This is a genomic window from Streptomyces sp. NPDC002130, from assembly GCF_040296465.1.
GTDB lineage: Bacteria > Actinomycetota > Actinomycetes > Streptomycetales > Streptomycetaceae > Streptomyces.
Map to the genome: position 1 here is coordinate 1 of NZ_JBEOXI010000042.1, position 12,449 is coordinate 12,449.

At 69.5% G+C, this 12,449-nt stretch carries 8 protein-coding genes; 5 read left to right on the plus strand and 3 right to left on the minus strand.

Features of this window, described 5'->3' with window-relative positions; genetic code table 11:
• Positions 1-93: 93 nt before the first annotated feature.
• Entirely contained in the window at positions 94-702 is a 609-nt protein-coding gene (locus tag ABT116_RS10795; RefSeq protein ID WP_350705904.1) for a TetR/AcrR family transcriptional regulator, read from the minus strand.
• A 166-nt stretch (positions 703-868) separates the two neighbouring features.
• Here ABT116_RS10795 and ABT116_RS10800 point away from each other — a divergent pair, with 166 nt between their 5' ends.
• On the plus strand, positions 869-1,711 hold the full coding sequence (locus ABT116_RS10800; RefSeq protein ID WP_351630748.1) for a phosphatase PAP2 family protein: 843 nt from the start codon (positions 869-871) through the stop codon (positions 1,709-1,711).
• Complete coding sequence (locus ABT116_RS10805; RefSeq protein WP_351630751.1) at positions 1,708-2,655, plus strand: DMT family protein; 948 nt, start codon at positions 1,708-1,710, stop codon at positions 2,653-2,655. Before ABT116_RS10800 ends, ABT116_RS10805 begins: the two co-directional genes overlap by 4 nt.
• On the opposite strand, the gene ABT116_RS10810 is transcribed toward ABT116_RS10805, so the two are convergent.
• Positions 2,645-4,696 (minus strand): phosphocholine-specific phospholipase C, encoded by a 2,052-nt coding sequence (locus ABT116_RS10810; protein ID WP_351630754.1) that lies wholly within the window; start codon positions 4,694-4,696, stop codon positions 2,645-2,647. The genes ABT116_RS10805 and ABT116_RS10810 overlap by 11 nt on opposite strands.
• Before the next feature lie 169 nt (positions 4,697-4,865).
• Between ABT116_RS10810 and ABT116_RS10815 the strand changes: the two genes are divergently transcribed.
• The 3 genes from ABT116_RS10815 (at position 4,866) to ABT116_RS10825 (ending at position 10,642) form a co-directional block, all read left to right on the plus strand.
• Positions 4,866-6,149 carry an MFS transporter gene (locus ABT116_RS10815; RefSeq protein WP_351630756.1) on the plus strand — a complete coding sequence of 428 codons (1,284 nt, stop codon included), beginning with the start codon at positions 4,866-4,868 and terminating at the stop codon, positions 6,147-6,149.
• 608 nt (positions 6,150-6,757) lie between these two features.
• A complete protein-coding gene (locus tag ABT116_RS10820; RefSeq protein ID WP_351630758.1) occupies positions 6,758-9,061 on the plus strand; it encodes a beta-L-arabinofuranosidase domain-containing protein in 2,304 nt (767 codons plus the stop codon).
• A 168-nt stretch (positions 9,062-9,229) separates the two neighbouring features.
• On the plus strand, positions 9,230-10,642 hold the full coding sequence (locus ABT116_RS10825; protein ID WP_351630760.1) for a non-reducing end alpha-L-arabinofuranosidase family hydrolase: 1,413 nt from the start codon (positions 9,230-9,232) through the stop codon (positions 10,640-10,642).
• Between the two features lie 340 nt (positions 10,643-10,982).
• Here the strand turns inward: ABT116_RS10825 and ABT116_RS10830 are convergent, their stop codons facing one another.
• On the minus strand, positions 10,983-12,089 hold the full coding sequence (locus tag ABT116_RS10830) for a ricin-type beta-trefoil lectin domain protein (RefSeq protein ID WP_351630763.1): 1,107 nt from the start codon (positions 12,087-12,089) through the stop codon (positions 10,983-10,985).
• Positions 12,090-12,449 lie beyond the last annotated feature (360 nt).

Here is a 12,449-nt window from a genome sequence, read left to right on the forward strand (position 1 = left end):
GCCCGGGGGTGCGATGTGATCACCTTCGATCACGAACACGTACCCACCGAGCACCTCAGCCGTCCGGTCATCCGGCGGACGGCGGCCCGGGCTTCAGGTCAGGCCCAGTGCCGGCAGCACGGCGGCTTCCACGAATCGGACCAGGTAGTCCGGGTCCGCGTACTCGCCCTCCAGGACGGGCCGGATGCGCAGGACGCCGAACATCTGCGCCGGGATGTACTCCAGCGCCGGGTGGTCGGCGGGCACTTCGCCCCGTTCGATCCCACGTCGGATGATCTCCTTCAGCGCGGCGATCTCCGGTTCGACCAGCGCCTCGCGCAAGGCGCGCTGCAGCTCCGGGTCCTGAGGGGCCGCGTGAACGAGCGCCTGGAGGAGCTTGGTGTCCCGGCCCGACAGCTCTCCCGCCGCCCGGGCCGCCTCACGCAGGTCGTCCGCGAGCGAGCCGGTGTCGATACAGCGCGTCCGCCGGTGCGAGCGCAGCGCCGCAGCGACGAGCTGGGGCTTGGTCTTCCACTGGCGGTAGAGCGTGGACTTGCTGCACCGGGTGCTGGCGGCGATCCCCTCCATGGTGACGGAGTCGTAGCCGCACTCACGGAGCTGCTCCAGCACGGCGTCGTAGAACTCCTGCTCACGCTCGGGGGTGATCTTGGAGCGGCGCGTGACACCGACCGGCTCGGGCCGGTCCGCGGCCTGCGACGTCATGGGCGGTGCTCCTGCTTTCCTCGGGCGGCCGGAAAATTCCCGGCTCGCGATGTGTTCCACGTCTATCGATACGCCAGTGTACCGGTACGCGGCCGTATCGGTACACTGGCGTATCGGTACGCTCCCGTACCGATAACAGCACCACCGTCACCGAAGGGGCCGGGGGATGAATGCCCGTACCGAGCCTGTGCCGGCGGGGTCCGACGCCGTAGCGCGACCGCCGCTCGTCCGGGAGCTCCTGCTCGTCGCAGGGCTCTTCCTCGTCTACAAGTTCGGGCGGCAGCTGGCCACCGGCCACACCGGCGAGGCCTTCCACAACGCACACCGCGTGTGGGACTTCGAGCGAGCGGTCCATCTCCCCGGTGAGGGAGCGGTGCAGTCGCTCCTGCTGCACGGTGACGGCCTGGCGCACATCGCGAACACCTATTACGCGGCCGTCCACTTCCCCGCCACGGCCGCCTTCCTGATCTGGCTCTACCTGCGCCGGCCGGTCCACTACGTCTGGGCCCGCCGGGTGCTGGCCGCGGTCACGGCCGCCGCCCTGGTGCTCCATCTGCTGTTCCCCCTCGCCCCGCCGCGCATGCCGGCCGTGACCGGCCTGGTCGACACGGCGCGGGTGTACGGGCCGTCGGTGTACGGCAATCCCGCGACGGACTCCCTGTCGAACCAGTTCGCGGCGATGCCGTCGCTGCACTTCGGCTGGGCGCTGATGGTCGCGATCGGCCTGATCGCCGCCACCCGCTCACGGTGGCGTTGGCTCTGGCTGGCGCATCCCCTGCTGACACTGCTGGTGATCGTCGGCACCGCGAACCACTACTGGCTCGACGCGATCGTGGCGGCGGCCCTGCTCGGCCTCGCCCTCTCGGTGATCCTCCCCCGGGCTCCGTCCGGGGAGAGCCCCGTCTCGCTTCGCTCGCCGCACCGCACGGCGACCACGGCAGGCCGGACACGGGGCAGTCTCGTACCGGCTCGGCGGGACGAGCAGGCGCTCGCGGGAGCCGGCCGATGAACACCGTGCCGGCCGCCGTCGCCCTGTCCCTCGTCTCCGCCGTCGCCTACGCCGCCGCCGCGGTCGGCCAGGAGCGGCTCGCCTCCCGTTCCCCGGGAGCGGGCACGCTGCGGCTGCTCGGCAGCGGCGCCTGGTGGTGGTCGGTCGGGCTGAACGCGTCGGCCGCGCTGCTGCACGTCGTCGCCCTCCGGTACGGCCCGCTGACCGTGGTCCAGCCGCTCGGCGCGCTCACCCTGGTCGCGGCGGTGCCCATGGGGGCGCGGATGGCGGGACGGCGGGTGAGCGCGGTCGAGTGGAAGGGCACCGCCCTGACCCTCCTGGGACTGGGCGCGATCCTGGTCACGGCGTCCGGTCCGGCGCCGGACGGTGTGCTGAGCGTTCCCGAGGCGCTGGCAGTGGCCGGCGCCACCGCGGTGTTCATCGGGGTGCTGTCCCGGCCCGGCGCCCGCCCCGGGCTGCGGCACGCGACCGCGTCCGGTCTCGCCTCCGGGGTCGCCTCGGCCCTCACGCAGACCGTGACGGTGGCCGCGACCGACCGGTCCGGCCCGGCGCTGAGCGTCCAGGTGGTCGGCGTGGCCCTGCTCGTGGCGGCCTTCGCGGCCGGCGGGCTGGTGCTGTCGCAGACGGCGTACCGGGGCGGTCTGGGCGGACCCCTCGCGGTGGTGACCCTGTCCAACCCGCTGGCCGCCGCGGTGATCGGCCTGTCGCTGCTCGGCGAACGCCTGCAGGGCGGGCCGGCGGGTGTGCTGCTCGCGCTCGCCGGGGCGGGCCTGGCGGCCTGGGGCGTGGTGTCGCTGACCCGGGCGGCACCCGCGACCGCCCCGGTCGACGACGACCACCCGGTGGCCGCCGTCCTGGCCCTGGAGCCCGGCTCGGCCACGCCCGAACCGGCCCTGGTGCCCCGGCCGCACGATCCGGGGCACCTCACTCCCGCTACGCGGTGATAATTGCCGGGTCGCTCACCCCCGGCTGCCCGTTCTCGACGTGCCCGGCGAACCGCCGCAGGAACGCCTTGTCGCCCTCGGTGGTGACGGTCAGGTCGTACCAGCGGCGGCTGGCGGCGAGTTCGACGGTCCTGCGCACCGTCGCGCCCGGGCGGACGGTGACGGTCGAGGGCCGGCCGCCGTAGCCGCTCGCGAGCTTCAGACGGGCCGTGCCGGAGCCCTTGTTGGTGAAGGTCAGCTCGATGTCGTCACCGGTGTGGCGGGCCGTGACCTCGCAGCCGGCCGTCTTGTTCGAGCCCCTGAAGACGCGCACGAAGCCGTTGGGGCCGTGCACGGTCAGGTCGTAGGAGCCGCCGGAGTACGCCGAGTTCCAGGTGTCGGAGAGCGTCTTGCCGGCCTCGGTGGTGTACGTCCAGGGGCCGTCGGCGCGGTTGCCGGAGGTGACGTGGAAAGCGCCGCCGGCCTTCGGGCCGGAAACGAAGGTCAGGTTGAGCTTCCCGGCCGCCGCGTCGACCGAGGCGTCCACGTGCGGGGCGTACTTCAGCGGCCGGGAGCGGCGCAGACCGCGTTCCTGCCGGGGCATGCGCGGGTCGGTGGGCGGGACCGGCTTGTAGTCGGGGTGACGTTCGCGGTCCTGCGGCTCGTACCCGTCGGTGCCGGGCAGCGGGGCGGGGCGCGCGTCCTTGCGGGAGAAGTCGAACGCGGACGTCAGATCACCGCAGATGGCGCGTCGCCAGGGCGAGATGTTCGTCTCGCGGACGCCGAAGCGGCGCTCCATGAACCGCAGGATCGAGGTGTGGTCGAGGGTCTCGGAGCAGACGTAGCCGCCCTTGCTCCACGGGGAGACGACCAGCATCGGCACCCGGGGGCCGAGGCCGTAGGGGCCGGCCGTGTTCTTGCCGTCGCCCGGGAAGAGGTCGAGGGAGACGTCGACGGTGGACAGACCGCGGGAGGCGTCCTTCGGGGGCAGCGGCGGCACCACGTGGTCGAAGAAGCCGTCGTTCTCGTCGTACGTGATGAACAGGGCCGTCTTGGACCAGACCTCCGGGTTGGAGGTGAGGGCGTCCAGGACCTGGGCGATGTACCAGGCGCCGTAGTTCGAGGGCCAGTTGGAGTGCTCGGAGAAGGCCTCGGGGGCGGCGATCCAGGAGATCTGGGGCAGCTTGCCGGCCTTGACGTCGGCGCGCAGCAGGTCGAAGTAGCCCTCGCCGGCCTTGGCGTTCGTGCCGGTGCGGGCCTTGTCGTACCAGGGGTCGCCGGGCTTGGCCTCGCGGTACCTGTTGAAGTACAGCAGCGAGTTGTCGCCGTAGTTGCCGCGGTAGGCGTCCTGGATCCAGCCCCAGGAGCCGGCGGCGTCGAGGCCGTCGCCGATGTCCTGGTAGATCTTCCAGGAGATGCCCGCCTGCTCCAGGCGCTCGGGGTAGGTCGTCCAGCCGTAGCCGAGCTCGTCGTTGCCGAGGACCGGGCCGCCGCCGGTGCCGTCGTTGCCGGTGTACCCGGACCACATGTAGTAGCGATTGGGGTCGGTGGAGCCGATGAACGAGCAGTGGTAGGCGTCGCAGACGGTGAAGGAGTCGGCGAGGGCGTAGTGGAAGGGGATGTCCTCGCGGGTCAGGTACGCCATGGTCGTGGTGCCCTTCGCGGGCACCCACCGGTCGTACTTGCCGCCGTCGTAGGCCTGGTGGCCGTCGGGCCAGGAGTGCGGCAGGCCCTCAAGGAACTGCATGCCGAGGTCGTCGGCGTCCGGGTGGAACGGCAGGATCTCCTTGCCGTCCTTCTCCTGGTGCCAGACCGGTTTGCCGTTGTCGAGGGTGACCGGACGGGGGTCGCCGAAGCCGCGGACGCCTCTCAGGGTGCCGAAGTAGTGGTCGAAGGAACGGTTCTCCTGCATGAGGACGACGATGTGCTCGACGTCCTCGATCGACCCGGTGCGGTGGTTCGCGGGAAGGGCGGCGGCGCGCTGGATGCTGGCGGACAGGGCACTGAAGGCCGTGGTGACACCCGCGAGTTGGAGAAAGCGGCGCCGGTTGACTTCGGACATGAAGGACAGACCTCTCATCCTGAGGTGCGGGATGGCCGGAACGTGACGGAATCTGCGCGGAAGGAGTGTTTCAGGGACACCAAACGCCAAGGAAGGGGCGCGTGACACTCGTGTGAAAGTCGCCGGTACGGACGGTGTGCCGGGGCAATGCCGGGGGAGGGTGAGGGACGTGACAGAGACGCAGACGGTTTCCCCGCCGACGAAACGGCCCGTTCGCCAGCTCCTCGCCGCCTCGGTGGGCAACGCCGTGGAGTGGTACGACTGGTACGCCTACACGTTTCTGGCCACGTACATCGCCGCTCAGGTCTTCCCGCAGAGCGCGGACAACTCGCTGGTGCCGCTGCTGTCCACGTTCGCGGTGTTCGCGGTGGGGTTCTTCATGCGGCCGGTGGGCGGGCTGCTGATGGGCGCGGTCGCGGACCGGCACGGACGACGGGCCGCCCTCACGGTCACCATCCTGCTGATGGGGGGCAGCAGCCTGCTGGTCGGGCTCACCCCGACCTACGCGGCCGTGGGCGTCCTGGCGTCGGTGGTCCTCGTCCTCGCCCGGCTGTTGCAGGGCCTCTCCGTGGGCGGCGAGTTCGCGGCCTCGACGACGTTCCTGGTGGAGTCGGCGGGGCCCGGCCGGCGCGGGCTGTTCTCCAGCTTCCAGTACGTGTCGACGACGGTGGGACAGCTGGTCGCCTCCGGCGTCGCCACCCTGCTCGTGGACACGCTGAGCGACGGGCAGATGAACGGCTGGGGATGGCGGGTGCCGTTCGTGCTCGGCGCCCTGCTGAGTCTGGTCGGGTTCTGGATCCGGCAGGGCGCGCAGGAGACCCGCAGCGCCGAGCAGCAGCAGGCGCCGCGCCCGGGGCTGTTCGAGGCGCTGCGCCGGCATCCGCGCGAGTCGCTGCTCATCGGCGGCATCACGGCCGGCGGCACCATCGCCTACTACACGTGGACGTCGTACCTGCCGACGTACGCCGAACTCAACGCCGGCGTCGAGAAGGCGGACGCGCTGCTCGCGGGCACGATCTCACTGGCCTTCTTCGCCCTGCTGCAACCGCTCGGCGGTCTGCTCTCGGACCGCTACGGCCGCCGCCCCCTGCTGCTCTTCTTCGGCCTGGGCTTCGCGCTGCTCGCGGTGCCCCTGCTGCGCACCCTGAGCGACTCGTTCGCCGTGCTGCTGCTCGTGCAGTGCGCGGGCATGGTGCTGCTGACCGGGTTCACCTCGATCAGCGCGGCCGTGAACGCGGAGATCTTCCCGCCCCGGGTCCGCGCGGCGGGCATCGGCTTCCCCTACTCCCTGACGGTGGCCCTCTTCGGCGGCACGGCCCCGTACGTGGGCACGCTGTTCAAGGAGCAGGGGCACGCGGGGCTGTTCCCGTGGTACGTCGCGGTGATCTGTCTGGTGTCGTCGGTGGTGTACCTGCGGCTGCCGGAGACGGCTCACGCACCGCTGCGGCGGTGAGGGGTGCGCCGTCGGGGGTCGGCTCGCCGTCTCGCTCGGCCGCGGACGCCGGCTCGTGCGACCCCACGCCGTCCCTCGACCCGGCCGGTGATCCCTGGCCAGCCTGCCGGCGTCGGTACCCGCCGGGACGTTGTGGTGTTTCCGCGGTAGGGCAGACGACGGTGATCCGCTCCGTGTCCTCGGGACCGTTCTGCAGGCTGCGCACCCGGAGAAGTTCGTAGACACCAGCTGAAGCAGTATCACCTCCGCACTGCGGATATTGGACCAGACGCCCTCGCGGGCGGCCGGACCGATGTCCTCGCGAGGCCCCGGCCAGGCGGGGCGGGAGCCCCCGTCGACGGTTCAAGCCGGCGTCATCCAGCTCTCGCGCTCTGCACAGTCCTCCTCGGTACTCCCATGTTTGATGCGACGTCAGGGCGCGGGCCGGAGGCACATTCGCAAGGGACCAAGTCTTTTGGTGTCGAGAGACTGGACAGAGGCAACGTTCGTATCCGTTAATCCATCCCATGTAAGTGGCGTGGCGGCCGGGGACGGTGGCCGCTACAGCTCCGCCGTGAGTGAACGCACCGACGATCAAGAGTCACCCTCGCCTCACCGAAAGGTGCAAGATGACTTCTTCCGTCAGCAGGCGGCGCCTGCTTCAGGGAGCCGCGGCCACCGCCGCCACCGGATCCTTCGTCTCAGCGTCTCCCGCCCAGGCGGCCGCTCCTCCCGCAAGGGCCGAGATCGGGGTCTTGGCGCACCCTTTCGCGCTGGACCAGGTCCGGCTCACCGCGAGCCGCTGGCTGGACAACCAGAACCGCACGCGGAACTACCTGCGGTTCGTCGATGTAGACCGGCTGTTGTACAACTTCCGCGCCAACCACCGGCTGTCCACCAACGGCGCTGCTGCCAACGGCGGTTGGGACGCGCCGACCTTTCCCTTCCGCACCCACGCCCAAGGCCATTTCCTCACGGCATGGGCACAGCTCTACGCGGTGACCGGGGACATCACCTGCCGGGACAAGGCAGCCACCATGGTCGCGGAGTTGGCCAAGTGCCAGGCCAACAACAGCGCGGCCGGCTTCAGCGCCGGGTACCTCTCCGGCTACCCCGAGTCGGACTTCACCGCTCTCGAGGAGCGGACCCTGAGCAACGGCAACGTGCCATACTACACCATCCACAAGACCCTCATGGGCCTGCTGGACGTGTGGCGCCACATCGGCAGCACACAGGCCCGCGACGTGCTGCTCGCCCTGGCGGGATGGGTCGACCGGCGCACCGGCCGACTGAGCACCCAGCAGATGCAGGCCATGCTGCAAACCGAGTTCGGCGGCATGAACACCGTGCTGACCGATCTCTACCAGCAGACGGGCGACACGCGGTGGCTCACCGTCGCCAGGCGATTCGACCACGCCGCGGTGTTCGACCCCCTGGCGTCCAACCAGGACAAGCTCAGCGGACTGCACGCCAACACCCAGGTTCCCAAGTGGATCGGGGCCGCCAGGGAGTACAAGGCCACCGGCACCACCCGCTACCGGGACATCGCGGTCAACGCCTGGAACCTCTGCGTCAACTCGCACACCTATGCCATCGGCGGCAACAGCCAGGCGGAGCACTTCCGCGCCCCGAATGCCATCGCCGGCTACCTGAACAAGGACACCTGCGAAAGCTGCAACACCTTCAACATGCTCACCCTCACCCGGGAACTGTTCGAGCTGGACCCGAACCGGGCCGCCCTGTTCGACTACTACGAGCAGGCGTGGCTGAACCAGATGATCGGCCAGCAGAACCCGGCGGACAACCACGGCCACGTCACCTACTTCACCCCTCTCAACCCGGGAGGCCGACGCGGAGTGGGCCCGGCGTGGGGCGGTGGCACGTGGAGCACCGACTACGGCACCTTCTGGTGCTGCCAGGGCACCGGCCTGGAGACGCACACCAGGCTGATGGACTCGATCTACTTCCGCACCGACAACACGCTGATCGTGAACCTGTTCGTGCCCTCGGTGCTCGACTGGTCGGAGCGGGGCATCACGGTCACCCAGACCACGGCCTACCCCATCAGCGACACCACGACCTTGCAGGTCACCGGGAACGTCAGCGGAACCTGGGCGATGCGCATCCGCATCCCTGGCTGGACCGCCGGGGCCACCATCAGCGTCAACGGCGCGGCGCAGGACATCACCACCACCCCCGGCGGCTACGCCACCTTGACCCGCTCCTGGACCTCCGGTGACACCGTCACCGTCCGCCTGCCCATGCGGATCGTCATGCGAGCGGCCAACGACGACCCGAACGTCGCTGCGATCACGTACGGCCCGGTGATCCTTTCCGGCAACTACGGCGACTCAGCGCTGACCTCCCTCCCGACGCTGGACACGTCCTCGATCACACGGGCCAGCAACACTGCGCTCGCCTTCACCGCCCGCGCCAACGGCTCCGCCGTCAGCCTGGGCCCGTTCCACGACGCGCACGGACACAACTACACCGTCTACTGGAACACCGGCGGCACCGGCACCGTCCGTCTCACGAACGCGGGCAGCGGTCTCGTGCTGGGCATCCAGAACATGTCCACGGCGGACGGTGGCCGCGCTCTGCAGTGGAACGACTCGGGCACCGCCGACCATGACTGGCAGATGGTCCCCGACGGGAACGGGTTCCGCTTCCGCAACGCCCACAGCGGCAAGGTGCTCGGCATCCAGGACATGTCCACGGCAGACAACGCGACCGTCCTGCAGTGGTCGGACAACGGCACCGCCGACCACCGTTGGACACTGCTCGACCAGGGAGACGGGTCCTACAAGATCCGCAACGTGCACAGCGGCAAGTTGCTCGCCATCGCGAACAACTCCACCGCTGTCGGCGCGTTTGCAGTCCAGGACTCGGACAACGGCACCGCCGACAACCGGTGGCGCATCGTGCGGAACTGAGGCCCTCCCCGGAAGCGGATCGCGGTCGCTCTCCCCCCTCCCGCTTGCGCGACCCTTCGACCCTCGTTCGACATGACGAACCTCGCCCGCCCGGGCGATAGCGCATCAACAGTCCGGACAGCCTCTGACGGGCCAACCGGAACCGCTCACTCAAGGAATGGGACCCCCATGCGCAGACGTGGTTTCAACCGCAGGCAGCTGTCCGTGGTGCTCGCCGCCCTGGTCACTTCGGCGGTGACGCTCGTCGCCAACCCGGCTCAGGCGGCCACCAGCGGCGCCTTGCGCGGCGCTGGTTCCGGCCGGTGTCTCGATGTGCCGAACGCCAGTCAGACGGACGGCACGAACCTGCAGATCTGGGACTGCTCGGGCGGGACAAACCAGCAGTGGACGCTGACGGACAACAACCAGCTGAGGGTGTACGGCAACAAGTGCCTTGACGTACCGGGCCACGCCACCACGGCCGGTACCCGGGTGGTGCTCTGGGCCTGCAACGGCGGTACGAACCAGCAGTGGAGGGTGAATTCCGACGGCACGATAGTCGGAGTGGAGTCCGGGCTGTGCCTGGACGTCAGCGGCGGTGCCACGGCCAACGGCACGGCGGTGCAGCTCTGGAACTGCACCGGCGCCAGCAACCAGAAGTGGACCGGCCCGGCCACCGCGCCGGGCGGCACGTGTGCTCTTCCGTCGGTATTCCGGTGGGCGTCGACCGGCCCGTTGGCACAGCCGTCGAACGGCTGGGTCGCGCTGAAGGACTTCACCACCGTGCCGTACAACGGCAAGCAGCTGGTCTACGCGACCACCTCCGACGGATCGTCGTGGGGCACGATGGCGTTCCGTCCCTTCACGAACTGGTCGGAGATGGCGACGGCCACCCAGACCGGGATGAGCCAGGGCCTGGCCGTGGCGCCCAAACTGTTCTACTTCGCGCCCAAGAACATCTGGGTGCTGACCTCGAACGGGTGGGGTACCGCCTGGCCCTTCACCTACCGCACGTCCAGCGACCCCACCAACCCCAACGGCTGGTCCGCGCCGCAGGCGCTGTTCACCGGCAGCCTCCCCGAAGGCGGCCCGATCGACCCGACCATGATCGCCGACGACCAGAACATGTACATGTTCTTCGCCGACGACAACGGCAAGATCTACAAGTCGACCATGCCGATCGGGAGCTTCCCGGGCAGCTTCGGCTCGTCGTACACCACGGTCATGAGCGACACGAAGGAAAAACTGTTCGAGGCGCCGGAGGTCTACAAGGTCCAGGGCCAGAACCAGTACCTCATGATCGTTGAGGCGATGGGTGCGAACGGCCGCTACTTCCGCTCGTTCACCGCCTCCAGCCTGAACGGTCCGTGGACCCTCCAGGCCGGCAGTGAGAGCAGCCCCTTCGCCGGCAAGGCCAACAGCGGTGCCACCTGGACCAACGACATCAGCCACGGTGACCTGGTCCGCACCAACGCCGACCAGACCATGACCGTCGACCCCTGCAACCTGCAGTTCCTCTACCAGGGCAGGAGCCCCGCATCCGACGGCACCCCCTATCTGCAACTGCCGTACCGGCCGGGTGTCCTCACCCTGCAGCGCTGACCCGAACGCACATGATCACAAGCTCCTGACCCCGTCGATCAGGCCCGCGAAGCGCCCTCCGCAATGCGGGCCAGGAAGGGTCCCCCACACAGGATCGCGCCTCGACCGCGGACGGGACGGCGACGCTGATCCGGGAGCCACACCCCCGCCGACCAGCTCTGCACCACGCTCCAGTAACCCACCTCAGCGACGGCGGGGCCGCAGACGGTTGTGCCTGCTGCCCCGCTCGGGGGTTGGGGTCAGGACGGGTCGCCGTACTGGAGGCCGCGTCGCGCACCGAGACGGCCGACGGTGCCGCCGTCATCCGGTGGACTGGCAGCGGCGGCACGAAGCAGTGGGGTCATCCAGCGGCCAGAGTGGTCCACTTCTGATTGGAGCCGCCATGGCAGTCCCACAGGTGGAGCTGCGTGCCGTCGGCCGTGGAGGAGCCCGGAACGTCGAGGCAGCGGCCGGAGGCGGGGTTGCGGTAGCCGCCGTTGTAGGGCTGCCAGACCTGGTTGGCGCCGCCGTGGCAGGACCAGAGCTGTACTTTGGTGCCGTTGGCGGTGGCCCCGCCGGCTGCGTCGAGGCACTTGCCCATGGAGCGCAGCGTGCCGTCGGTGTAGGCGGACCAGAACTGGTTGGCACCGTCGCCGCAGCTCCACGTCTGGACAGCGGTCCCGTCGGTGGTGGTGGCACCCTTGACGTCCATGCACTTGCCCGCCACACCGGACTGTACGCGGGCGGGGGCGGGCGCGGGGTTCTTCAGCCATCCGGCGCTGTCCGCTGCCTGGATTCCGCGGTGGAAGGCGTCGGCCATATTCTGGTACCCGGAGTCGTTGGGGTGCAGGGGGTCGGCCAGGTCGGTCGTGGTCAGGCTGCTCATGTCGACGTGTGCGACGTGTTTGCCCGCGGCCTGTGCCTCGCTGACGATGTGGCGGGTGGCCTGGTTGTACGCGCCCCGGAACCGCTCCTCCGAGCTGCTGGTGGACACGACCAGGGAGGCGACGAGGACGGTTGCGTCGGGGGCGTCGGCGGTGATCTGGTTGACCAGCGACTTCAGCCGGGCGATGGCCGTGTTGACCTCGGAGGCCCCTTGGAGGTCGTTGGTGCCGATGTGCAGCGTCACGACATTCGGCCGATAGCGGGTGAGAGAGGCGTCGGCCAGTGCGGCGATCTGGTCGATGCGGTATCCCGAGTGGCCTTCGTTGTCGGGGTCGGACATCGAACCGGCCCGCCCGGTGCCCACGAAGTCCAGCGGATGACCGTCCGCCCTGAGCCTGTCCCACAACGGCGCCCGGTAGCCGTTGCCCGTACTGCTTCCAACGCCCCAGGTTATCGAGTCGCCCAACGGCATGACCCGCAAAGGCGTGTCGGGGGCGGCGGCGGCAGGGGCCACCCCTGCCGCTGTCACTCCGAGCGAGGCGGAGACAAGCGTGACCAGGGGAAGAAGCCAGGACTTTCTCATCGAGGTTCCTCTCTTCTACGAGTGATTGCCGCTCAGCGGGATTGACGGCCGAACACGAGGGCGCCGCGGCGAGAACTACGGCTGAACTCCACTGCCACCGGCCTGGGTTCGAACATCCCAAGGCGCAATCGCCGTGCGGCTCCGCCTCGTGGGCGAGAACAATGGCTGAGCTGAAAGGCAGACATCCCATTACTGCGACGCGATGTTCAGTCGAAGCGCTTCGATGTTGTTGTGAGGTTAAGTGAAGGCATGAGGGGGCACAAGGTCGCCTCCAAGAATCCTTCAAGGGACGAGAAGGGACTCCTCAGCGATCTCTTGGCACACCGCCAAGACGTTGATCTCGACGCTCCCTCTGGCGCC